The 25,405-nt window shown below is 44.3% G+C and carries 18 protein-coding genes; 16 read left to right on the top strand and 2 right to left on the bottom strand.

The window, feature by feature from the left end; all coding sequences use genetic code 11:
- Positions 1-194 precede the first annotated feature (194 nt).
- From prfB to ACN6KS_RS28085, 12 genes are all read left to right on the top strand, one after another.
- Positions 195-1,308, top strand: a protein-coding gene (gene prfB / locus ACN6KS_RS28140) for a peptide chain release factor 2 (RefSeq protein WP_341135872.1) whose coding sequence is annotated in 2 segments (ribosomal slippage) — positions 195-266 and positions 268-1,308 — 1,113 coding nt in all. Because the reading frame shifts where the segments join, the coding sequence is not laid out codon by codon here.
- 151 nt (positions 1,309-1,459) lie between these two features.
- Positions 1,460-2,344 carry a YitT family protein gene (locus tag ACN6KS_RS28135; protein ID WP_094871927.1) on the top strand — a complete coding sequence of 295 codons (885 nt, stop codon included), beginning with the start codon at positions 1,460-1,462 and terminating at the stop codon, positions 2,342-2,344.
- A gap of 176 nt (positions 2,345-2,520) precedes the next feature.
- Positions 2,521-3,576: an N-acetyl-gamma-glutamyl-phosphate reductase gene (gene argC / locus ACN6KS_RS28130; protein ID WP_094877542.1), complete on the top strand. Its 1,056-nt coding sequence runs from the start codon at positions 2,521-2,523 to the stop codon at positions 3,574-3,576.
- A gap of 20 nt (positions 3,577-3,596) precedes the next feature.
- Positions 3,597-4,829 (top strand): bifunctional ornithine acetyltransferase/N-acetylglutamate synthase, encoded by a 1,233-nt coding sequence (gene argJ / locus ACN6KS_RS28125; RefSeq protein ID WP_440960935.1) that lies wholly within the window; start codon positions 3,597-3,599, stop codon positions 4,827-4,829.
- Positions 4,830-4,871: 42 nt separating this feature from the next.
- Entirely contained in the window at positions 4,872-5,702 is an 831-nt protein-coding gene (gene argB, locus ACN6KS_RS28120) for an acetylglutamate kinase (RefSeq protein ID WP_094877544.1), read from the top strand.
- 70 nt (positions 5,703-5,772) lie between these two features.
- Positions 5,773-7,059: an aspartate aminotransferase family protein gene (locus ACN6KS_RS28115; protein ID WP_094871936.1), complete on the top strand. Its 1,287-nt coding sequence runs from the start codon at positions 5,773-5,775 to the stop codon at positions 7,057-7,059.
- A complete protein-coding gene (gene argF / locus ACN6KS_RS28110) occupies positions 7,056-8,024 on the top strand; it encodes an ornithine carbamoyltransferase (protein ID WP_440960934.1) in 969 nt (322 codons plus the stop codon). Before ACN6KS_RS28115 ends, argF begins: the two co-directional genes overlap by 4 nt.
- A 292-nt stretch (positions 8,025-8,316) precedes the next feature.
- Complete coding sequence (locus ACN6KS_RS28105) at positions 8,317-9,552, top strand: argininosuccinate synthase (RefSeq protein ID WP_440960933.1); 1,236 nt, start codon at positions 8,317-8,319, stop codon at positions 9,550-9,552.
- A gap of 93 nt (positions 9,553-9,645) precedes the next feature.
- The gene (gene argH, locus ACN6KS_RS28100; RefSeq protein WP_440960932.1) at positions 9,646-11,061 is read left to right on the top strand and encodes an argininosuccinate lyase; all 1,416 of its coding nucleotides are present in this window, start codon (positions 9,646-9,648) and stop codon (positions 11,059-11,061) included.
- Positions 11,062-11,205: 144 nt separating this feature from the next.
- Positions 11,206-12,405, top strand: a complete 1,200-nt coding sequence (locus tag ACN6KS_RS28095; RefSeq protein ID WP_440960931.1) for a phosphoenolpyruvate hydrolase family protein — start codon at positions 11,206-11,208, stop codon at positions 12,403-12,405.
- A 198-nt stretch (positions 12,406-12,603) separates the two neighbouring features.
- On the top strand, positions 12,604-13,812 hold the full coding sequence (locus ACN6KS_RS28090) for a Tm-1-like ATP-binding domain-containing protein (protein ID WP_440960930.1): 1,209 nt from the start codon (positions 12,604-12,606) through the stop codon (positions 13,810-13,812).
- 41 nt (positions 13,813-13,853) lie between these two features.
- Complete coding sequence (locus tag ACN6KS_RS28085; protein ID WP_094871945.1) at positions 13,854-14,684, top strand: phosphoenolpyruvate hydrolase family protein; 831 nt, start codon at positions 13,854-13,856, stop codon at positions 14,682-14,684.
- 104 nt (positions 14,685-14,788) lie between these two features.
- Here the strand turns inward: ACN6KS_RS28085 and ACN6KS_RS28080 are convergent, their stop codons facing one another.
- Positions 14,789-15,577 carry an alpha/beta hydrolase gene (locus ACN6KS_RS28080; RefSeq protein ID WP_440960929.1) on the bottom strand — a complete coding sequence of 263 codons (789 nt, stop codon included), beginning with the start codon at positions 15,575-15,577 and terminating at the stop codon, positions 14,789-14,791.
- Positions 15,578-15,765: 188 nt separating this feature from the next.
- Here ACN6KS_RS28080 and ACN6KS_RS28075 point away from each other — a divergent pair, with 188 nt between their 5' ends.
- From ACN6KS_RS28075 to ACN6KS_RS28065, 3 genes are read left to right on the top strand one after another with little or no spacing between them, the layout of a single operon-like run.
- Complete coding sequence (locus tag ACN6KS_RS28075; RefSeq protein WP_440960928.1) at positions 15,766-16,317, top strand: type IV pilus modification PilV family protein; 552 nt, start codon at positions 15,766-15,768, stop codon at positions 16,315-16,317.
- Entirely contained in the window at positions 16,301-16,846 is a 546-nt protein-coding gene (locus tag ACN6KS_RS28070; protein WP_440960927.1) for a PulJ/GspJ family protein, read from the top strand. The genes ACN6KS_RS28075 and ACN6KS_RS28070 overlap by 17 nt, the downstream gene beginning before the upstream one ends.
- A gap of 14 nt (positions 16,847-16,860) precedes the next feature.
- Complete coding sequence (locus ACN6KS_RS28065; RefSeq protein WP_440960926.1) at positions 16,861-18,660, top strand: hypothetical protein; 1,800 nt, start codon at positions 16,861-16,863, stop codon at positions 18,658-18,660.
- A gap of 86 nt (positions 18,661-18,746) precedes the next feature.
- Here ACN6KS_RS28065 and ACN6KS_RS28060 read toward each other — a convergent pair whose 3' ends face one another.
- Positions 18,747-23,327 carry a DUF5057 domain-containing protein gene (locus ACN6KS_RS28060; protein ID WP_440960925.1) on the bottom strand — a complete coding sequence of 1,527 codons (4,581 nt, stop codon included), beginning with the start codon at positions 23,325-23,327 and terminating at the stop codon, positions 18,747-18,749.
- A 375-nt stretch (positions 23,328-23,702) separates the two neighbouring features.
- On the opposite strand from ACN6KS_RS28060, the gene ACN6KS_RS28055 reads away from it, so the two are divergent.
- On the top strand, positions 23,703-25,367 hold the full coding sequence (locus ACN6KS_RS28055) for a GspE/PulE family protein (protein ID WP_094877554.1): 1,665 nt from the start codon (positions 23,703-23,705) through the stop codon (positions 25,365-25,367).
- Positions 25,368-25,405 lie beyond the last annotated feature (38 nt).

The raw sequence follows: 25,405 nt of genomic DNA, 5'->3' as shown, positions 1-25,405 counted from the left end.
TTGTTCTGTAGAAGCGTAGCGTTCGCCTTTGTTTCCGGATTCCAACCGCGATGCGGTTATCCATTCAAGGAATCTGGAAACAACAGCGATCGGAAGAATAATCCGTAAGGCGTAAGCGAACTTTGATCACTATATCCCACTAAATCTCCAATAGAGCGACGACCGTAACACTATTTTGAAAGGTGAAGTGACCTATGATAGAACCAAATGTAAAGCAGGATTTGCGTGAAATAGGCAAGAAACTAACTGACCTTAGGGGGTCTCTTTGACTTAGATCTTAAGCAAGAGATGATTTCTAACTTTGAAGAGAAAATGGCGGCTCCAGGATTTTGGGATAATAGTGAGCAAGCGCAAAGCGTAATCGCCGAGATGAATGCTGTGAAATCTTCCGTAGATCAATACGAGAAGCTTCAACAGGAATACGATGATGCTGCGATGATGGCAGAGCTTGCGGATGAAGAGGGCGATGCAGATCTGGCGGCAGAAATTGGGGAGACAATTAGCAGCCTAGGCAGAAAATTGGATGAATTTGAGCTGCAATTGCTGCTTAATCAGCCGTATGACAAGCTGAATGCTATTCTAGAGCTTCATCCGGGTGCAGGCGGAACGGAATCCCAAGACTGGGGACAAATGCTACTGCGTATGTACACGCGCTGGGCTGAAAAACGTGGATTCAAGGTTGAGGTGTTGGACTATTTACCGGGTGATGAAGCAGGAATTAAGAGTGTCACGCTACTTATTAAAGGCTTCAACGCCTACGGATACCTAAAAGCTGAGAAGGGTGTCCATCGGCTTGTACGGATTTCTCCTTTTGACTCTTCGGGCAGAAGGCATACTTCTTTTGTATCCTGTGATGTCGTTCCGGAAATTGCCGATGATGTAGACGTTGAGATTCGTACTGAGGATCTGAAAATCGATACGTATCGGGCGAGCGGCGCCGGTGGACAGCATATTAATACCACGGACTCTGCGGTACGGATTACTCACTTGCCGTCGGGTGTGGTGGTAACCTGTCAGAACGAACGTTCACAGATCAAAAACCGTGAGCAAGCGATGAAAATGCTGCGTTCCAAGCTGTATGAGCGCAAGCTGCAAGAACAGCAGCAGCACTTGGATGAGATTCGCGGCGAGCAATCCGATATTGCCTGGGGCAGTCAGATTCGCTCCTATGTATTTCATCCGTATAACATGGTCAAGGATCACCGCACTTCCGTAGAAACAGGGAATGTGGGTGCAGTCATGGACGGAGACCTGGATGCATTCATTGATGGTTACTTACGTAGCCAGATCAAGATTGAGGCGGACTAAGGGATTTTTTCGGGAATATAGGAAAGTATAAGGTTACTCCATACTATCTTTATATTGATTTTTTGAGGAAACGGATCCCATTCTTTGATATGGATGGTGTACCCGTTTCTTCTTACGTAAAGCAAGATGACACTTTAAGGAGCGCCTTGAAATGCAAAAAATCAATTCACGTAATAAACCCCCACTAATTCCTCTAAATGGACCACTCCGACATGTAGTGGATACAACGCTAATTCTGCTCGGTTCGTTAGTGACAGCGCTGGGGTTTAATCTCTTTTTTCTGCCGAATCATATTGCTTCTGGTGGTGTATCCGGTCTGTCTGTATTGGCTGAAGCCTGGTTTGGAGCTGAACCGGCTTACACGCAATGGGCACTTAATATTCCACTGTTTGTGCTCGGGGTAATTTTCCTAGGTAAGCAATATGGAGTACGCTCACTGCTTGGGAGTTTTGTACTGCCGTTGTTCATCCTTGTGACGAAAGATTTACCTGCACCTACAACCAATCCACTCTTAGCCTCCATTTATGGCGGTATCTGTGTCGGAGTGGGACTAGGTCTTGTGTTCCGTGGACGTGGATCGACAGGTGGACTCACGATTTTGGCGCAGATTATTCAAAAGATATCCGGTCTCAGCTTCTCGATTTCTGTAGTGCTGCTAGACGGGACAGTCATTGTGTTAGCTGCATTTATACTCGGTATGGAGCAAGCACTGTATGCGCTGATCGGATTATTTGTGACAGGTAAGGCCATTAACGCGATAGAGGTAGGCTTTCGTTATACGAAGGTTGCGTACATAATCTCTGACAAGACGGAAGAAATATCTGAAGCGATATTAAATGATTTAGATCGTGGTCTGACGAAGCTGGACGCACATGGCGGGTATACTGGTGATGCACGTACCGTTCTGATGGTAGTGGTAGGCCAGAATGAAGTGTCGAGACTGAAAGCGATTGTCCAATCTGTAGATACAAGTGCATTTGTGATTATTACCGAAGCTCATGAAGTGCTGGGCGAAGGGTTTAAAAGGGAAGCGTAATCTCACCTACGGGGGAGGCGGCGCTTCTCTTTTTTTGTAAATGAGGTTATATTTAGGAGGAAATAAAGTTCACATATTGTGTTGTATTTATATTAATTGGGATGTATAATAATACATATTTCTAAGACGGTATGCATTATATTAAATAATATATTCATGATAAGCAGGAAGTGGGGATGACAGTGGAAGGCAAGCTGAGGGCGGCGATTGTTGGATCAACGGGTTATGGAGGCGTAGAGCTGATTCGGCTACTACAAAGTCATCCTAAGGTAGAGATTACTTCGGTGATTTCCTCATCAAGTGCAGGGGATGCAATAGAGGAAGGGTTTCCTCATTTGACGGGCATTATTGACCGAAGGCTGGATGGCGTTGATCCGGCTCAGATGGCTGAGCGGGCGGATGTGGTTTTTACGGCTACACCGTCTGGTGTAAGTGCAAAGCTGGTGCCGCAGCTGCTGGAAGCTGGACTAAAGGTCGTAGATCTATCCGGTGATTTCCGATTGAAGAATGGCGCAGAGTATGAACACTGGTATAAACATCCGGCTCCGGCTGATGAATACCTAGAGCAGGCTGTATACGGACTTTGTGAGGTGTTCGGAGAGCGCGCGGCTGGGGTTGATTTTATATCTAATCCAGGCTGTTATCCTACGGCTACACTTCTTGGACTAATTCCTGCCATTCAGGCAGGCTGGATTAAGCATGACAGTATTATTATTGATGCCAAATCAGGGGTTACCGGAGCAGGACGCGGAACGAGTCTGATGGTGCATTATGCAGAGATAAACGAGAACTTAAAAACTTATAAAATAAATAAACATCAACATATACCAGAAATTGAGCAGACGCTCACGGAGATTGCTGGAGAAAAGGTAACCGTAACGTTCACCACACATCTCGTGCCGATGAGCCGAGGTATTATGAGTACGATGTATGCAGGAATGACGGGCAATTATACGGAGCAGGATTTTGTGAATTTATATCGTGAATATTATGCGGGCAGACCTTATGTGCGGGTGCGCGATGCAGGTGTGATTCCAGCGACAAAAGAAGTTAGCGGCTCTAATTATTGTGATATCGGATTTGCAACAGATGCTCGTACAGGGCGGGTGACGATCGTCTCCGTCATTGATAACGTTGTAAAAGGTGCGGCAGGTCAGGCAATACAGAACCTTAATTTGATGATGGGATGGGAGGAAACCCTTGGCCTCGGCTACACACCTGTGTATCCATAAGGATCAGCGGTACAAATAACATGAGCGAGATTGAATTATTTACTACCTTGGAAGGTGGCAGCATTACTTCACCTAAAGGCTTTAAGTCCGGAGGACTGCACTGTGGTCTGAAAAAAACAGATCGCAACGATCTCGGAGTGATTGTCTGCGAGGTTCCGGCAACGGCGGCAGCTGTGTATACGACGAATGTTTTTCAGGCGGCTCCTCTGAAGGTGACACGGGAAAGTCTTTTGAACGGAACGTTGCAGGCGGTAATCGTGAACAGCGGGAATGCTAATGCCTGCACAGGTGAACAAGGTGAGGCCGATGCTTATGAGATGCGCGCTGCTGCGGCTCAACATTTGGGCGTAGAGGTTAATGATGTTGCTGTCGCTTCGACTGGTGTGATCGGTGAGCTGCTGAAGATGGATTGCGTACGTAGCGGTATTACTGCACTGCCAGAGAAGCTGGACGGTGGGGCTGCTGGAGCGGAAGAATTCTGTCAGGCCATCCTTACAACTGATTTAGTTAAAAAAGAGGTTGCCGTAAAGGTGCTTGTTGGTGGTGTAGAAGTTATTATTGCTGGAGCCGCGAAGGGCTCCGGGATGATTCATCCTAACATGGCTACCATGCTCGGTTTTATGACTACAGATGCTGATATTTCAGCGGAGGATTTACACAGTCTACTTCGTTCTGCTACGAACGTTACTTTTAATATGATTACAGTGGATGGAGATACAAGCACGAATGATATGCTAGTTTCGATGGCTAGTGGGCTTGCAGGTAATGAGAAGCTGACTCGGCTTCATCCGGATTGGGACGCTTTTGCTGCTGGCTTCACGCATGTCTGCCAGACGCTAGCCAAGGCTATTGCGCGGGATGGCGAAGGTGCGACTCACCTGATCGAGGTGCAAGTGAATGGTGCAGTTCATGATGAGGCGGCAGCAGCGATTGCCAAGACAGTGGTAGGCTCTAGTCTAGTGAAATCTGCTATTTTTGGAGCGGATGCGAACTGGGGACGGATTATTGCTGCGGTTGGGCGTGCGGGTGTTCCGGTATCGCCAGAGCATGTAAATATTTCATTAGGTGAGATTGAGGTGCTCTTGCACTCGAAGCCAGTTGCTTTTGACGAGGAAAAGGCTTTGGCTTATTTGCAAAAAAGTGAAACTGTGCTGATCACTGTAGATTTGCATGATGGAACCGGAAAGGCTACAGCTTGGGGCTGTGACCTAACTTACGATTATGTGCGGATTAACGCTGCATATCGTACCTAATTTGTGGCGTGCTTAAGCCCACAAGGGAAGGATATCGATTATATGACGCTAAACAGCGAGCTTGAACTTATAGATGCATTAGATGGCAGTGGATTGTTTGTGATGAAATGCGGCGGCAGTACGTTAGCTGCGCTTCCGGATTCTTTTTTCGAGGATTTGCGAGATTTGCAGCAAGAAGGCATTCAGCCTGTAATTGTTCATGGCGGAGGGCCAGCCATTTCAGAGAATCTAGCAAAATTGGGCATTGAAAGCAGCTTTGTAAACGGTCTGCGAGTAACTACTGAAGCCGTGCTAGATGTCGTTGAGATGACGTTGGCAGGGAGCATTAACAAGGCGATTGTAAGACGAATTCAAGAAAGTGGCGGTCTAGCTCTAGGGCTATCCGGCATTGATGGAAATATGATTACTGCTAGACCTGTAGCTAATAGCGCTGAAGTAGGTTTGGTAGGAGAAGTAACGGAAGTAAAGGCTGAGATTGTAACAGGAATTATTGGCATGGGTTATATCCCAGTCATTGCGCCTATCGGAGTTGATGCTGCAGGTCAGCGCTACAATATTAACGCAGATACAGCAGCAGGGGCAGTCGCTTCTTATGTAGAGTCTCCCCAAATGATCGTAGTCACAGATGTCCCTGGCATTATGAGTACGGTGGAAGGCCAAAAGGTTGTACTTCCATCCGTTACCGTACAGGAAATCGAAGCCTTAATCGAAAGTGGAGAAATCTACGGCGGCATGATCCCAAAAGTACGGGCAGCTATCGATTGCATTCAAGGCAGCGTTTCAGAGGTTATTATTGTGGATGGAAAAGAACCGCGGGTGCTTAGCCGAGTACTGCAAGGTGAAGCGATAGGCACACGTATTATTCGTTCGTAGAATCATAGATGAATATCATTTAGAGGTGCAGCCTGGTACACAGGAGCACAAGATGGGAGAGTGACTTAGAATGAGCAAGCTTACACAAACGGAATTGGATTCGCAAGCAGGGGCACAGCAGACCGATACCGTAGGATCAGGTACACCGGATGTTGCAGCAGGCAAGCTTAGCGCGGTATTCCCTTCTTACGCCAGATATGATCTTAGCTTAGTTAAAGGCAAGGGCACCTGGGTATGGGATGATAAGGGCAATAAGTATCTTGATTTTACAAGTGGATTAGCTGTGACCAGTCTAGGTCATGCTCCTGAAAAAGTCGGTGCGAAGCTGAAGGATCAGATTGACACGCTCTGGCATGTCTCGAACCTGTTCCATATTCCGGGACAGGACAAAGTTGCAAATCTTTTGACAGAGAATAGCTGCGCTGATCAAGTATTTTTCTGCAATAGTGGGGCAGAAGCGAATGAGGCTGCTATTAAGCTGGCTCGCCGTTACCACCAGAAGGTAAAGGGTGCTGATCGTTATGAAATCATTACGTTTGAACAATCTTTCCATGGTCGTACGTTAGCTACACTGACTGCTACAGGTCAGCAAAAGGTAAAAGAAGGCTTCCTGCCGCTTCCAGCAGGCTTTAAGACGGTACCTTTGCATGATCTCCCAGCGTTAGAGGCTGCTATTGGCGATCACACAGCTGCTATTATGCTGGAGATGGTACTTGCAGAGGGTGGCGTGCTTGAGGTAGAACCTGAGTTCTTGAACGCTGTTGTGGCGCTATGTGAGAAACACGGACTGCTTCTAATTGTAGACGAAGTACAGACCGGTATGGGACGTACAGGCAAGTTGTTCGCTCATCAGCATTATGGAATTGAACCGGATATTTTCACCTTGGCTAAGGGGATTGCTAGTGGGTTTCCAGCAGGCTTAATGCTTGGCAAAGGCTATTTGCGTGAGGCTTTCTCACCGGGCAGCCATGCGTCCACCTTCGGGGGAACACCGCTCGCAACAGCGGTTATGGCAGCGACGATTGAAACGATGCTGGAGGATGAGCTTCCACAACGTGCCGAAGAAATGGGTAAGTACCTGACAGGTCTTTTGAAAGAGAAGCTGGCGGACTGTTCTTTTGTGAAGGATATCCGTGGTAAAGGACTGTTGATCGGGATTGAATGTCAATCACCAGCGGGCGATATTGTATTGGCTGGACAAAAGAAAGGCCTGTTGTTCGTGACAGCGGGTCCTAATGTCCTTCGCCTGCTGCCTAATCTATATGTAAGCAAAGAGGAGATCGACCAGGCGGTGGACATCCTATCCGAACTCATTCATACTTATGCTAAACAAGCAAACGGGGAGGTAAGCTCATGAGTCAGGGCGTACAGAGTAATAAGATCACCATTGCACAGCAACTGAAAGGCCGTGATTTACTGGAGCTGAACGATTACAGCCCGGAAGAAATTACGTACTTAATAGATTCTGCGATTGAGCTGAAGAAGAAGCAAAAAAATGGCGAAGAATTCCAGCCGCTGAAAGGGAAGACAATCGGTCTTATTTTTGAAAAGTCTTCTACTCGTACGCGCGTGTCGTTTGAAGTTGGAATGTATCAGCTGGGAGGGCATGCCCTTTTCTTAAGCAAAAATGATATCCAGCTTGGACGCGGTGAAACGGTTGGCGATACAGCACAAGTAATGTCACGTTACCTCGACGGCATTATGATCCGTACCTTTGGCCATGAAAAAGTAGAAGATCTGGCTCGTTATGCTTCTATTCCAGTAATCAACGGTCTGAGCGACCTGGCACATCCTTGCCAAGTGCTGGCGGATTACCAAACGATTTACGAGCACAAAGGGAAGCTTAAAGGCCTGAAGCTGGCTTACATCGGCGATGGCAACAATATGGCACATTCCCTGATGATTGGTGGCGCTAAGCTGGGTGTGGACGTATCTATCGCTGGACCGGAAGGTTACGAGCCGGATGCAGCGGTTGTAGCAGAAGCCCGTGAGATCGCTAAAGAAACCGGAGCGAAGATTGTGGTCACTCACAGCCCGCAAGAAGCTGTGCAAAACGCCGACGTCATCTACACCGATGTGTGGGCGAGCATGGGCTTCGAAGAGGAGCAAAAGGCGCGTGAAGCGGCATTCAAAGACTATCAGGTCAATGAGGAGCTTGTAAAAGGCGCGAAGAGCGATTATCTTTTCCTGCACTGCCTGCCAGCCCACCGTGAGGAAGAGGTCAGCACAGGTGTGATTGACGGCCCTAACTCGGTGATCTTTGATCAGGCTGAGAACCGCCTGCATGCGCAGAAGGCTTTAATGGCTGCGCTGATGAGTTAAGGAATTTAAATAATATAAAATATAAATCACTATATAAATTGAATTAATGTTGGGCGAAGTTAGGTTTTGGACGATGGAGTAATGGAGCGGAATTTTTGGAACTGTAGGAGCGTAGCGTTCGCCTTTATCATCAGATTTCATCCGCATAATGCGGTTTGAAATAAAAGAAATCTGATGATAACAGCGACCGGAAGTCCAAACATTCAGCGTAGTTGCGAATAATCGTTAAAGTGCTAGCGAGAGCACGGTTATTTTAATTTATATAGCCCACACGAAAGGAAGTTGCCACACCATGGCTAAAGAAAAAATTGTACTCGCCTATTCCGGCGGACTAGATACATCCGTTATTTTGAAATGGCTTAAAGAAACCTATGACGCGGAGATCATCGCCTTCACAGCCGATATCGGCCAGAAGGAAGAGCTCGACGGTCTGGAAGAAAAAGCACTAGCAACCGGCGCATCGAAAGTATACATCGATGACCTGCGCGATGAGTTCGCTAGCGACTTCATCTACCCTATGTTCCAATCCGGCGCGCTTTACGAAGGCCAATACTTGCTTGGAACTAGTATTGCTCGTCCGCTGATCGCTAAACGCATGGTGGATATCGCCATCGCTGAAGGTGCAACAGCTATCGCACACGGCGCGACAGGCAAAGGGAATGACCAAGTCCGTTTTGAGCTTGGCGTAGCTGCTTTGGCACCAGACATCAAGGTAATCGCACCTTGGCGTCTGGAAGAATTCCGCAATCAATTCCCAGGCCGTGCGGAAATGATCGCTTATGCGGAAGCTAATGATATTCCTGTACAAGCATCTGCGGCGAAGCCGTATTCGATGGACCGTAACCTGCTGCATATCAGCTATGAGAGCGGCGTATTGGAAGATCCTTGGTTTGATCCAAGTGCACCGGAGAACAAAGGAATGTTCCTGCTGAGCAACGCTCCTGAAGATGCTCCGGATGAAGCGGAATATTTGGAACTCGATTTCGTTAAGGGAGACTGCATAGCCCTGAATGGTGAGTCCTTATCCCCACTGCAAGTGATGGATAAACTGAATGAGCTAGGCGGTAAACACGGTATTGGACGTGTGGATATGGTTGAGAACCGTTTTGTCGGCATGAAGAGCCGCGGTGTGTATGAGACTCCGGGTGGAACCATCCTGTTCGTCGCTCATCGCAAAATGGAATCCATCACGATGGACCGTGAAGTGATGAACCTGCGTGACAGCCTGATCACTCGTTACAGCACTTTGGTGTATAACGGTTTCTGGTTCGCACCAGAGCGTATTGCACTGCAAGCTCTTGTAACACAGAGCCAACAAAATGTAACGGGTACTGTTCGTCTTAAACTGTACAAAGGCAACATCATTGGCGCTGGAGTGAAGAGCCCGGTTAGCCTGTACAATCCTGAGATTGCAACGATGGAAGCTGATCCTACACAAGCTTATGATCAAGGAGATGCAACTGGTTTTATCCACTTGAACGCATTGCGCCTTAAAGTTTCTACAGGTGTAAATGGAGCTTCAAAATAGAACGGTAACATAAACTTAAACGGGCATTCCGAAGGCCGTTCCTCCCGTCAGGATAGGAGCGGCCCTCTGGCGTCCAAGAGGAGGAAACTACAGGTGAGCAAGCTTTGGGGCGGACGGTTTACTAAAGGAACGAACAAACTGGTGGAGGAATATACGGCTTCCATTGGATTTGATAAGGCTTTGGCTAAAGAAGATGTACAAGGCAGTCTGGCACATGTCACAATGCTGGGCAAGTGCGGAATCCTTCCACAAGAAGATGTGGAGACGATTAAGCAAGGTCTGAACAAAGTATTGGACAAGGTTAACGCTGGTGAGGTTGTTTTCTCCGTAGCGGATGAAGACATCCATATGAATATTGAAAAACATCTGATCGAGGAAATCGGTCCGGTCGGTGGTAAACTGCACACAGGACGCAGCCGTAACGATCAGGTGGCAACGGACATGCATCTATATTTACGTGGCCGTATAGTTGAGCTAGTTAGCTTGCTGCATGAATTGCAGGAAGCTTTGATCGAGCAAGCTAAAGACAATGTAGAGACGATCATCCCTGGGTATACGCATTTGCAACGGGCTCAACCGATCCTGTTTGCTCACCACTTGCTGGCATACGTATCCATGTTCCGCCGCGATGCAGAACGTCTGACGGATAGCTACAAACGGATTAACGTGCTGCCACTCGGTGCAGGGGCGCTTGCTGGAACGACCTTCCCGATTGACCGCCATTTTGTAGCGGAACAACTGGGCTTTGACAGTGTATATGAGAACAGTCTGGATGCTGTCAGCGACCGCGATTTCATCGTGGAGTTCTTGGCGAATGCAGCCCTTGTAATGACCCACCTTTCCAGACTTAGTGAGGAATTGGTGCTGTGGAGCAGTACAGAGTTCAGCTTTGTAGAACTGGATGATGCTTTCTGTACAGGCAGCAGCATTATGCCGCAGAAGAAGAACCCGGATGTACCAGAATTGGTACGGGGCAAAACAGGTCGTGTATACGGTAACCTGATTGGCTTGCTGACGGTACTCAAATCACTGCCACTGGCGTACAACAAGGATATGCAGGAAGACAAAGAAGGCATGTTCGATACCGTTACTACGCTGACTGGTGCACTGCAATTGTTCGCGCCGATGATCTCCACCATGAAGGTGAACAAGGGACGTATGCGTGAAGCCGTGAACACGGACTTCTCGAATGCAACGGATATCGCCGACTTCTTGGTAGGCAAAGGTCTTCCTTTCCGCCAAGCACATGAAGTCATCGGAAAAACAGTGCTCTACTGCATTAACGAAGGCAAGTTCCTGCTGGATCTGACGCTGGAAGAGTTCAAGCAATTCTCACCCCTGTTCGACGAGAATATCTATGCTGTTCTTCAGCCGGAAGCTGTAGTTAACGCCCGTAACGTTTATGGCGGCACAGCTACTGTTCAGGTGAAGGCTGCGATCGAACGCGCGGAGCAGGCACTGCACGAAGCTAATGAATGGGTAGTAAAACACGGTGACGCTATATTGTAAACCGTATCAATACCGAATCTCGCCTCAGACTGTTATAGGTCGCAGGCGGGATTTTTTTATCTAAAAGGGCTCTAAGTACAACATAACTGGATTCGCAGTGTTCTTTACGGTTATCCTTAGAGTAGGATAGGAGGGGGCGTAAGTATGAGTAGAGAGCAAATCCTAGACGAGCTTAGATCCCAATTAGAGCTGGGGAATCATATTATTGGAGTAGCCACAGGTGCTGGAATAACCGCAAAGTATGCGAAGCAGGGTGGCGCTGATTTTCTACTGATGTTAAATTCGGGTAAATTCCGCCAGATGGGGAGGAGCTCTCTTGCTGGGATTTTGCCTTTTTGTAATAGCAATGATATGGTGATGGACTTTGCATCTAGGGAGATCATCCCTTTGGTAAGAGACATTCCTATTATTTTTGGCCTTAATGCAACCGATCCGACAAAAGATATGGAGAGCTATATCAGTGAAATAAAGAATAAGGGATTTTCCGGAATTAATAATTACCCCACGGTTGGCTTGATAGATGGTCAATTTGGAGAAGCGCTGGAAGAAGAGGGAAATGATTATCTACTCGAAGTAGAAGCTATAAGGATTGCCCATGAAAAAGATTTGTTTACCATAGCCTTTGTATTTGACGAAATTCAAGCTGCTCAGATGATAGAAGCTGGAGCGGATGTAATTTGTGCACATTTAGGCTTAACCGAAGGGGGATTATTAGGAGCCAAAAAAGTATTCTCTCTGGAGGTAGCCAAGGTTAAGGCGGACAAGATTTTTAATACATGTAATGAGCTAAAGCCCGATTTAATTAAATTGGTGTATGGTGGTCCTGTGAAAACGCCAATTGATGTGCAGTATATGTACAGTAATAATCAAAACTTGATGGGGTATATCGGGGGCTCTGCTTTTGAAAGAATTCCCTCGGAGAAGTCCATTACGAATATAACCAAAGCTTTTAAAGTGTCGGGGACGCTGGATGAAGATGATTTTATGGTCAAAATGTTAGACGGCATCACCAAGCACTATGATTATGTTGAATTTGTAAAAGAATACATAGCTCAAAATTATAGGAATGAGATTTTGTTTGCAGATTTAGCTAAGGTGGCCCATGTATCCCGAAGTTACTTAAGTAGCTTGTTTACCAAAAAAGTAGGCTGCAGCTTCCAAACGTATCTCGTGCAATTTCGGATAGATAAGGCAGCGGAAATATTACATAGAGACCCTATCCAGTTATCTGAGCTGGCGCCATTAGTTGGCTACCAAGACTATGCGCAGTTTAGCAAAATGTTTAAGAAGTATAAAGGTTATTCTCCCAAACAATATAAATCTAACATAAACACAAAAACATAAGACATAAAAGCGTTTTCATTCATAATTCAAAGAAGTATGATTAACTCATAAGTTGATCATGCTTTTTTGAAATATAAGAAAGTATAAGTTTCACATTATACATTATCCTTATATTTCTCGTTTAAACGCTTGCCGTCCTCAAAAGGACGCCGAAGGTATTTATACTTGTTGCAGATATCTGAAGAGGAGGTTGAAGAAATGAAGACGATTGCCATTGCCGGAACTTTTGACACCAAGGGTGAAGAATATCTCTACATTAAAAATTTGCTTGAAAGCTTGGAGTTAGGTTCGTTTACGATTCATACGGGTGTGTTTGAGCCCACTTTTACACCGGATATCTCTAACCGAGAAGTAGCAGCAGCCGCGGGTGTAAGTATAGACGAGCTCGTTGCCAAGAAAGATAGAGCGTTAGCGACAGAATTATTAGCTAAAGGTATGGAAAAATTAGTACCTGAATTATATAAGCAAGGCAAGTTTGATGGCATTATCTCCTTTGGGGGTACTGGAGGTACCTCGCTTGTCACTCCTGGTATGCGGGCACTGCCTATTGGTGTACCAAAAGTGATGGTTTCGACCGTAGCTTCAGGGAATACTGCTCCATATGTAGGCACTAGTGATATTGTCATGATGCCATCTGTAGTAGACGTTGCAGGACTGAACTCCATTTCGACGAAGATTTTTACGAATGCAGCCTTCGCCATCGCCGGTATGCTTAAATTTGAGAATAAACAAGTGATAGAGAAAAAACCATTAGTAGCTACAACAATGTTTGGGGTAACAACCCCCTGTGTGACGGCAGCCCGTAACTATCTTGAAGCTAGAGGATATGAAGTGCTTGTATTCCATGCAACAGGTGTAGGTGGCCAGTCCATGGAAGCACTAATCGAGGCTGGTTTTATTGAAGGTGTATTGGATCTGACCACAACAGAATGGGCGGACGAAATTATTGGTGGTGTGCTAAATGCTGGACCTCATCGGTTAGAAGCTGCTGGAAAACATCATATTCCACAGGTTGTGTCGGTAGGTGCGCTTGATATGTGTAACTTTGGTCCTTATGATACGGTACCCGAGAAATTTGCTGGACATAAATTCTATAAGCATAACCCTACAGTTACTTTGATGAGAACAACAGTAGAAGAAAATGAAGCCATCGGCAAAAAGCTTGTCGAGAAATTAAATATGGCCAAAGAGAAAACGGTGTTAATGCTGCCGCTTAAAGGGATATCTGGCATTGATGTCGCAGGCGAAGCTTTTTATGGGGTAGAGGAAGATCAAATGTTATTTGATACCTTAAGAAATGGTGTAAACAGAAATGTTGTAGAGGTTATCGAAATGGATTGTGCCATTAATGATGTGGAGTTTGCAGAAGCTGCCGCACAGAAGCTAATAGATCTCATGAGCAAATAACACTAACACAGAACATTTAATTAATGATGGAGGCGTTTCACATGAACAAAAATACAAGAACTGAAATCATGGAGAAGTTTAGAGAAGAAGTAGCAAATGGAAAAATTCTTTTAGGCGTGGGAGCCGGTACAGGGATTACTGCAAAGAGCAGTGAAGCTGGCGGAGCGGATATGCTAATTGTTTATAATTCAGGAAGATACAGAATGGCAGGTCGTGGATCATTGGCAGGGCTACTATCTTATGGAGACGCCAACCAAATCGTAGTCGAAATGGGCTCTGAAGTATTACCTGTTGTGAAAAATACTCCTGTTCTAGCAGGCGTGTGTGGAACGGACCCTTTTAGAGTGATGGAGGTGTATTTGAAACAGCTTAAGGATCAAGGTTTTAGCGGCGTGCAAAACTTCCCAACCGTTGGTTTGATCGATGGCGTATTCAGACAGAACCTGGAAGAGACCGGGATGGGATATGGTTTAGAAGTAGATATGATTAGAGCAGCGCATGAATTGGATATGCTCACAACTCCTTACGTATTTGATCCTGAGCAAGCAAAAGCCATGGCAGAAGCAGGCGCAGATATTTTGGTGGCACATATGGGATTGACTACTAAAGGTACAATTGGAGCGAAGACGGCCCTGACATTGGATGATTGTGTAGAAAGAATCGAAGCGATTATTAAGGCAGGGAAAGCAGTAAATCCAGATATTATGGTGATTTGCCACGGTGGACCGATTGCAGAGCCGGAAGATGCGGCGTACGTAATTGAACGGACAGAAGGCATAGACGGATTCTTTGGTGCATCGAGTATTGAAAGATTTGCTGCTGAAAAAGGGATTACGGAACAGACAGGATTATTTAAAAAGATCACTAAATAAAAGGCATAAGGCAACAAAAGAACCCTCCGAAGAGGGCAATCTGCATAGCACAGATATTAAGGTGTAGCTTATGGCTGCACCTTTTTGTTGTCTATTAGAAAAAGCTAATTATTACTTAACGGCAGCCATGCCAGTACATCGCGGATCTTGGTATCCCAATAGCCCCATTCATGAGTCCCTGGACCTTCCTCATAGGTTAAAGAAAGTGAGGTTGCTTGGCAGGCATCGCGGAATGTCAAGTTATCGGTATATAGGAAATCTTCTGTGCCACAGCATTGATACAACGCTGGCTTTGGTCCCGTGGAGCGGTTTACTTCCTCTATCAACCATAAAAGGTCTTCGGGCGTTCCGGCGATATCTTCTTTTCCGAAAATCATTTCGTATTCTTTGCTTCTGACGTTTGGATTTTCCCCGTTCATAAAATTATGCGCCATATCCAGTGCTCCCGACAAACTAGCTGCCGCTGCAAAAGACTCCGGTTTACGCAGTCCCAGCTTGATCGCTCCATAACCACCCATGGATAACCCGGCTACAAAGTTTTCCTCGCGTTTATCCGATAACGGGAAGAATGAACGCGCCAGCATCGGAAGCTCCTCACTAATAAAGGTCCAATAACGACCTCCCATAGCCATATCTGTATAGAAACTGCGATGTACATTCGGCATAACTACAGCTATTCCCATCTCTGCTACATATCGTTCTATAGAAGTCCGGCGCAGCCAGATCGAATCATCGTCTGACAAACCGTGCAACAAATAAAGCGTAGGGTGAAGTTCGCCTCTAGTCACGTTGCTCATCCCGATTTGTGTAGTTGTTTTTTGCGGCAAAATTACAGTCATTGAGGTATTCAATTCTAGCGCTTCCGAATAAAATTTGCATTCTATTAAAGCCATTTGACACATCCCCTCTCTTTCCAAATCATAGCATAGACCAAAAGTGAGAGATATTGTAGAAATATCTGAATTATAAGGGTTTTGAGGATTGCTGTAGCTCGATATGAGAGAATATAATGGAAGTAGAAAAATAAGGAAGAAACGTGCAAATATGAAAGCATTCTCGTAGGCAGGAGGAAAAAAGTAGGATGAAATCAGGCCTAAAGCAGGAAAAAGGATTTACATTGATCGAAGTGCTGGCCGCTATTGTGATCTTATCGATAGTTTCACTGGTACTTACGTCTTACTTTACAAACGCCATGAGTTACTCTAAATCGAACCAGAACAAGACAATTATGGTCAATCTAGCGCGGAACGCGCTGTTTTATGTGGAGAAGCAGGATTTTAAGGAGATGTGGGATTACTTAACAGAGAACGATTTGCTAGAAGCATCCAAATGTCAAAAGGATATGGATGATTCCGTGAAATGCGATGATTACAAACAGCTTGTTGAAGATATTGCCATCTTAAATCAGGTTTTGAACCCTTCAATCAATGGGGTCAACTATCAGATCGATATTAAGTATCAGCGTGAATTGCATAACCCAAGCTTAAGCCCAAGCCCAAGTGATTCAGATGAACAGAAGATGGCAGCATATCTATTGCCGGTATTGGTAAAAGTCAGCAGAGCGGATTCTTCTAGTGGACCTCAGACCCAATCTGTTTTGGAGGGATACATTACCGATGAAAAAATTCGTTAACCTTTTCCGCAGGGAGGGTGGATTCACTTTAGTGGAGCTAATTGTAGCCCTATCGTTATTTACAGTTGCTGCAGGAATTATTTCAGGGATCATGATGTTAGGCTTACGCAGTTATCATAAAATATCGATTGAAAACTCATTGCGGGATGAAGGGGATTTGTTAATGTCCGCAATAATTACGGAGCTTTATACCTTTGCGCCCGATAAGATTACCCCAACGATGATCCAGAATGCTGATAAGACACAGATTATTGATAGCTTCATTACGTTAGAGCGCCAGGACGGCACCAAATCGCGGATTCGTATTGCTAATGGCATTCTTACGATAGCTCCACCCGATGTGATAGATCCTTCAGCGGACACAAGAACAAACATAGTTTCTAGGCTGGCACAGGGTTCTGCAATTACTTTAGAGTGTCAGAACGCCGTTCCGTGTGACAGTGGTCTGATATCGATAGATTTATCACTAGTTCAGAGCTACAACGGAAGGGACTACCCATTGGAGTTAAAAAGCAAATTCGGATTCTAGGAGGAGTAGGAGGGATGAGGAATAACGAAAAAGGATCAGCTCTAGTACTAGTTATGTTTGTTGCTCTTCTACTTACGATACTCGGACTAGCTGTGCTCGGGGCGACGGTGGGCGGGGCACAACGAACGGAGACCAGAGAGAACGACGTACAAAGTCTACACCTTGCACAGAAAGGGCTGGATGAAGCGGTCGCTTACATACAGACGAAGCTGGATGGACGTAAGGATATTGATCCTGATCATATGGAAGATGAGATTAAAAGTATTGTTAATGAGGTGACCGCCAAAATCGTTGGGTTAAGCGACGGCGTAAGTACGGAGTTATCGGGAGCTGGTGGAACGATCAAAAGCATCACCTATGAGAAGCAGGATAAGCAAAAATACTATGTCAATATTGAAGCACAAGCCACAGTTAATGGCGTCATCAGACAGCTGAGACAAAAGATTGTCATTGATACCTATCCTGATTTTCTTAAATATGCTTTTGGATCGGAAAAAGTATTAACTTTAAACGGAGCGCCTGGTCTCCATGGCAATATATATGCGGGTAAAGAATTACACATCAGTGATACGGCCGTATATACATACAAGGGAGTGAAAGGTCTAAAAGAAAGGACTCAATATCCTAGAGTGGAATTATTGAAAGACCAAACTATAGCCACTTCTACCGAGCCTCAACCTGAAGTACATGTACAATCTCTTGAAAGTATCAAATATTCTGGAAATGGAGTTATTGATGCAGCTGTGAATAAGAATAATGCCTCAAGCATTCTTCCTACTATTTTTGGTATTCATGAAGAACAGGTGTTTATCAAACCGCAGAAAAAGTTCATTCAGATCAATGTGTTGGGATCCTTTCTTGATAAAGTGGAGGAAGCGACAGGGTTGACTGGGAAAAAGTCTGAACTTGAGCAAGCTATTAAGGATAATCAACTGGGGAATTATTTAAGCACAACAACATTAGATAGACTACCCGATGAGAATCCACCCTACACTGAGCCAGTACTTAAAGATAATCCAACAGAAGAAGAAAAGGATAATTACAAACTAGAGTACAGCGAATACTTAGAACAATTGAGAATGTATCAGAACTCCTTGTTGGATAAGGATTTGAATAATTCTACGATTTATAACGGTAATCTGCTTATCGATGGAATTGATTACAAACAGTTGAAGTTCAGTGATGAAGCCAAAACAGGTAATCCTTCCAACAAGCCCAAATGGCTTATTGTTAATGGTGATCTGGAGGTAAATAACTATAGCCCAGATATAACTAAATTTTTGGAGATTCAAGCTAATATTCTAGTTACAGGAAATGTTACTATTAAAGGCCAGGTGAAATTCAACTCTACTATGTTTGTTTTAGGGGAAACGAAAGTCGAGGACGCCGTGATCCAAGGATTAAGTAGTAAGGAGTTAGTCCTTATATCTCAAGGAGATGTGCTCATTAACCGAATTGACACTTTCACGAATCCACCTAAGAAAAAGGATGAGCAGGATTCATTTTATATGAAAGCTTTTTTTTACACGGATAGTGATGCTAACTTGTACGGAGTGGGGTCAATCTTTTGGTTAAACGGAGGTTTTTTCGCTAAAGGGGATCTTACAGTAAACGCAGTACTAGGAGGCGTGACTGAGCCCTTAGATCCGGCACTCGGCTTTACTTTCGAAAATCAGGATACGGATCGATATAATTCGGGTCACCGTTTTAAGATTCAATATAATCAGGATGTTTTTACTCATCAGCAGTCTAGCCTCCCGCGTGTACAGCAGGTGAATGTAACCGTGGGGCCTCTGGAACTTGTAAGTCATTAAGACTAGTTGAAAAAAGGGTATCCTTAAGCGATTGCTTAGGGATACCCTTTTTTTGTTGGATGTTTCTTGTTGTTTAAATGTAAAGTTTAGTAACGATCGTCATTCTGAGGTGCCACAACCTTAACCGTAATATCTGCTTTTACTGTTGTACCTGTGCTTCCGGTATAAGTCACTGTGATGAGTGTGGATCCCTTTTTAACGCCTGTAACAGTTCCCCTGGTATTAATATTGGTTCCATTATTGACGCAGGCAATTGCAGAATTGTCGCTTACCCAACTCAAGTTATCTTTGATTTGATCTATTGAGATGGAGGTTGGGAATGCCCATAAAATATCGGTTAACTGGAAAGTATGGCCTACCTCTAAAGTAATGGACTGATCCCGGAATCTTAATCCATTTAAATCAACGATATTAACCATGTGTGTTGAAGTGATTTTTTGGAATGAAACCTTAATCAGCAGTCCTTCTTTAGCGGTATTACCAGCCGTCAATTTAGCGGTTGACCCGTCACTAGAAGGCGTAATTGTAGCCATCTTGTTATCCGTTGATTGCACGAAATCCCAGATTAGCGTTGATGGATCGGAATCAGCAGGATTCCTAATTGCTTTTAGATCAATTTGCCCCCCTACCATTACCGTTATTGGACCTTCAATCGACAGTGACTTTAGCGGGTTAGTGATTACGATTGTCTTATCTGCAGTGATTGGATCACGATTACTAGAATTTACAGTGAGTTTCACCAAGTAAGTTCCTGACTGTGTAGCACTGAATACCTTTTTGGTATCATCACTTGGGTAGTCTGGATTGGTATTAATGACAGCATTGCTTGCTCCAGAGGTGACATTGGTGACCGACCAGGTATAGGTAATATTGGCCTCTGGTCCTTGATTATTTAGGTTGCCTTGCACATAGATAGCACTTAAAGGGATAGAATCGTTAATTTCACCAGTCCCATCTCCATCAATCGTTAAGGATCGTGGAGTTCGCTCAGCTACCGTTATGGTTGCTGTAGCCTGTTTGCCGCTACCATCTAGTGCAGCCACATGAACAGTTGCTGTGCCTTTGGCGAGGCCTGTGATGTAACCACTGCTTGAATCCAACTGTACATAATTAGTATCGGTAGTTGTCCACAGAAACGTCAGATCAGGGATATCTGAAGGAATGACTGTCGGAATTAAACGCATTCCTTCTCCGACATAGATGGTCCTGCTTTCTAATTGTAGAGCCTTAATTTTATATTCGGCTGTAAAGGTTAAGGTCTCAAACGAAATCGTAGTACGCGATAAATTAGCTGATGAAGGATCTGTTGGTGCTGGGACAAGTAGCGGATAGATCTCCGCTGGTAGGTTACCGGTAAAAGGAACATGAAATAAAGTTGCTGAACTCATAGTCATTGAAGCTCCAATAATTGTTCCATACACCTGACCTCCATCGAATGTTATGGCAGACCGTGGTGCTAGAATGGTTCCGTATACATTGGCTTGGGATATCCGCACAGGCTTTGTGCCAGAGAAATTGAATAGCACACGGCTGCCGTCACTTCCCAGCGGGAAATGTAAGAATGGTTCACTGGTACCGTCCTGCTGTACATTAACAATTACGGTTGATCCTTGCGGAACCTTGAGCTCGGAGCTGTTAAGCGTATTTAATACTGAAGTGGAAATATTAACAATATTGATAGATGAGCTACCTGTTACCGTAAGTTTTCCATATTCATGAGTCGTTGAAGTATTGGAAGGCAGCTTAGCAATAGCATCAGAGAGTCCAAGGAGATAACTCTCATGCTTGTTGAAATTGAGAAGTTCACCGTATGTGATAGTACCATTTTGAATAGAACCAGGTCGTTGGTCTTTAACGGAGCCCTTAACCAATATGTTTCCGTAAACCGTACCTTCAGGAAGAGAAACATCTCCGCCCGTGACAATACCGTATGGAACTTTGTCTTTGAATTGTTCATTTACTGTAATACCAGCGTTGTTGAAGTTGACTGTGCCCCCGGAAGCTAATGGACCCTTAATAGTTCCCCCACGAAGTGAGGTTGTCTGAAGGATAAATGCGTTGTATTCACCTGTGATTCCCAGAGGTGGTAATGTGGCATGGATATCGACATAACTAAGCTTGGAGTCATTTAAAGTATAGGTTTGGATCTGAGTCGGTTTAACTGTGATTTGGAACGTTATAGGTTGCTCAGAGTCTGGTTTATAGATTTGGGCGCCGTTCACCGTTTTTAATGAATAGGTTATGTTATTTAGATTGCGTGTCAATCTAAACCCACTGGTTACATTTCCAGTGACAATCGTACCGGCTGGTAGTTCTCCTGAAATCTCCAGGTTAGGTGGAAGGTTCTCAGTAAATACAATATCCGATATTAATTGTGTGTTAGAGGTCTGGTTGACCGTACCTACTTTATCAAAAGGTACAGATTTTGGGGTGATGGAATAACTAAGAGTGACCGGTTCTCCCTTTTCTACTTTACCATTCACAACATTCTGAGAGAGAGAGCGTGTTACACTCAAATTGGTGTTCGACGGCAGGACATTTACTCTGATAGTTTTACTTGAGAGAGCTCCGTTTTGGTCCCATGCGTTAATTTCGATGTCGAGTGCGCCCCCATTTGGAAGCGGATTTTTAACCGTTCTATATATACTTTTCCCTGATTTAATGCTCGTTTTATTCATTTCAATGTCGGTAAAATACGTGCTCTCATTTTTAAAGCGAATTTCAGTTGTCAGATCACGATCGTTAAAGTCCAGATCAGTGACTGTATAGTCGACAAGTATTGTGTTTTGATAAGAAGGAACCGATGAGCCATTAGCCGGTGTATGTACCGTAATCTCAGGAGCATGATTGGCACCAATAAAAGCACGATACATGGTATTAACGAACAATTTTTGTTCCCAAACTGGGAAATTTCTTAGATTGGCGGGAATATCACTTACTCCAAAAAAATGACCTGTACCCGAGTAGGTAATATTGCCTTTGGAATATGTGTAATATTGATTCCAACTATCCTCGGTATCACGTTGGTATTGATTATAGTCACCATTTGGTTTTATCTTCGTACCTGACGCTTCGCTTTGAATGTTATACCATGATACTACTTCGGGATCTTCAAGATTAAGCGTGAAGTACTGGTTATGTGTTGGTGCAATTTGTGGTGTGGAGATATCGATTTGCTGGTTGCTGTCGTCCCGCTTGCTTAGATAAAAAGGATATTGCATCAAAAGCCCGTCATTCACCGGCTTAACCTTGGTGGAAAGATTGATGGCATTATGGCCTAAGTTGGTCTCCGGATTCATCTGACCGGTAATCCCCATGAAATTATTGATCCAGTTCTTTTTATTTGCATCTAAATTAATGATGGTATCGTGAGTGAACAAGGCGCTTTGCTTGAAGGTACCAGTGAATTGTGTAATCGCGTTGGTTGCATTAGTGTTTAAGTTGGATTTCTTATAGTATTCGTCGACAAAACCAAAGATGAGCATGTCATAGGTGCCGTTTAATCCGTAACTTTGTGTTGCAGCATATTTTTCATTCACATATGTGTTAAATTGGGTCATAGTTTTGACCGCTATATTAAGTTGATAATCGGTTGTATTCAAAAACAGTGGATCCATATTACTAGTGTTCAGGAGGCTGCTTTCCGTTAGAGTGTCAGGCATAACCTGAAGAATATTTACGATGGTCTTCTCTCCGCGATAACGAATTACCCCGCTGTCAAAATCCTTTAATTGCGATTTATGATAATCATTGATTTCTAACTTCCAATAGAGTAAGCCGGAGTATGTTTTTGGCAAAGTGTATTCGATAGTTCCGCTGGATGTATTAAGCTCTGTTTCAGCAACGACCTGCTTTTCTCCCATCTTGATGGACTTATCAAGACCGATATATAGTTTGACTGAGAGCGGAGAGCTTTGTAAATTAGGTGCGTTAGTGATATTGAAATTAAAAGAAAGTTTCTCCCCAGGAACATAGATTTTGCTGTTAGTTGCATTAGGGTCATAGTTGGGAATTCTGTTCGTAATTTGAAGGCGGGGACGTTGCTTTAGATCATTTATGTACGTTGAGTTTTGTCTTTTTAAATCGGTAAAGATATTTGCGAGTCCAGCATCATCCACAAATTTAACTTTTGGGTTGGATGAGGAAAGACGGTAACTGTTAAAAGAGCTGTATAGTATACCTTGTTCTGCTTGTGGTTTATTATCTTTGTCATTAAAGGGTTGGCTATGAAAGAAAACATATAATCCTTTATTAATAAATTCCTTCGTAATTTGATCTGCCTTCAGCTTAGTAATATCGTTCTTCATGCTTCTGGTGTCCAGTGCTCTAGCTCTATTCTCCTCCGAGGCCGGTTGCTGATTACTCACTTGTGCAGGATTGTAAGTCCCCTTCCCGATATAAATCGCATCGTATTTTCCATCCAGATCATCCCGCAGCGCCACAAAGCGCTTCATACTCATCGTATCAATGGTAAGGCCAGATATTCCCGTTTTTAGAGACGCAAGCTCACTAACCCCACTCTCCGTAACCTCCAACATTCGAATCTGATAATCATTTGAACTGGCTTCGACATTCGTGAAGTGATTTTTGAGTGGCAGAACAAGCAGAAGGAGAAGCAAGATCGTTACTGTAAAAAGATAAATCCGTTTGTTACTGGCAAATTTCATGGTCATCTCTCCCTGATTGTTAACTATTGGTAGATATGGTCGAATTGATGTTGTATATGCTAGTTTACGACAGCTTTTTCAGCTGATTTCGTTGTAAAATTATCCAATCTATGTTATATACATTCTAGGACATTCAGCATTGATAGACAACATAAATCTATTGAAATATACCTATAAATTTATTACTAAAGTCCCAAGTATACTGAAAAATACGCTAGTTTAACAAAAATGATGAATCCGTAATTATGGAAAAAATAATTTTCATATTTTGCAGAAATAGAACTGGTAATTTATCTTCTGTTTATTTCTAGTATTATCCATTATATAGGTCGGCATAAAGGTATAACCAATAACGGCATATGGAGCTGAACGGGCATGGCCATCGCGAAAAAGAGACTTGGAGATTTGCTGGTAGAAAATAATATTATTTCACAGGAACAGCTGCTTGAAGCACTTGCGGAACAGCGTAAGAGCAAGCGTAAGCTTGGCGATCTGCTAATCTCTCAAGGCTATATTACGGAGCAGCAGCTGATTGAAGTGCTTGAATTTCAGCTCGGCATTCCGCATGTCAGTTTATTCAAATACCAGATTGATCCTGCGATCACGCAGATTATCCCTGAAAGTATGGCTAAGCGTTATCAGGTACTTCCTTTTTTAAAAGAAGGCGGTAAGCTGATGGTTGCGATGGCCGATCCGCTGGATTATTTTGCGATAGAAGATTTGCGAATGAGTACAGGGTTCCGGATTGAACCTGCTATTTCTACGAGGGATGAGCTGCAGCGGGCGATTGCGCGTCATTATGGGATGCGTGATTCTATGAATCAGATGCTAGTAGAACTCCCGACACAGGAAGAAATAGAAGAAACAGAGATTACAGACGAGGACTCTCCGATTGTTCGTTTGGTCAATCAAATGATTCAGCAGGCAGTTGCCCTGCGGGCGTCTGATATACATATGGATCCAGGTGAAAATAATCTAACCATCCGCTACCGCATTGATGGAACTTTACGGACAGAGCGGATTATTCCTAAGCAAATGCAGGGCTTTATAACCGCTCGTCTGAAAATAATGGCCCGACTGAATATCGCAGAACGGCGTTTGCCACAAGACGGCCGAATCAAAATGCAGTTTGATTTCAAAATGGTAGATATTCGCGTGTCCTCATTACCTACGATGCACGGAGAGAAGATTGTGCTGCGGTTGCTAGATTTAAGCACTGGGGTTAAATCTGTAGATGCTTTGGGATTCAGTGAGGGGAATGCGGAAGCTTTTAAGGAAATGATTGCTCGTCCTTATGGAATTCTGCTAATCACTGGACCTACAGGTAGTGGGAAGACAACGACTTTATATTCAGCGCTGAATCAGCTCAATGTAGAAAGTGCAAATATTATCACGGTTGAGGATCCAGTGGAATATCAGCTTGAGGGCGTAAACCAGGTGCACGTAAACTCGGCTATTGGGTTAACCTTTGCGGCGGGACTACGTTCGATTCTCCGACAAGATCCGAATATTGTAATGGTGGGTGAAATACGGGATGCAGAAACTGCTGAAATTGCAGTTCGTGCCTCATTAACAGGTCATCTAGTGCTGTCTACTTTACATACAAACGATGCGATTAGCTCCGTCTCTCGCTTGCGAGATATGGGGGTGGAGCCTTACTTGATTGCCTCTTCACTAATAGGTGTGGTAGCGCAGCGGCTCGTTCGTAAAATCTGCACCGACTGCAAAGAAACCTACAAACCGTCTGAGCAGGAAGCGATTATGTTACGTAGCTTGGGGTTGCCAGCGGACGAATTACATCGTGGTCGAGGTTGCGGTAGCTGTAGCAGTTCCGGTTATCGTGGCCGAATAGCGATTCATGAGGTACTCAGTATTGACGATCATTTGCGGCAGCTTATTACGAACACTGCTTCGGTAGAAGAACTACGTGTCGCAGGAAAAGCGCGTGGACTTGTTCAACTGATGGATGACGGACTACTCAAAGTTAGTCAGGGAATCACGACGTTACAAGAGGTCATGCGCGAGACGGTCTCACATTAGGATTTATAAGGTGTATTGCATTTTAATCTAGGGGGAGC

It is taken from the genome of Paenibacillus nitricinens (assembly GCF_052056485.1).
Lineage (GTDB): Bacteria > Bacillota > Bacilli > Paenibacillales > Paenibacillaceae > Paenibacillus_AQ > Paenibacillus_AQ nitricinens.
Note: the sequence above shows the minus strand (reverse complement) of the source record. Positions and strands in the feature narration are given on the sequence as shown.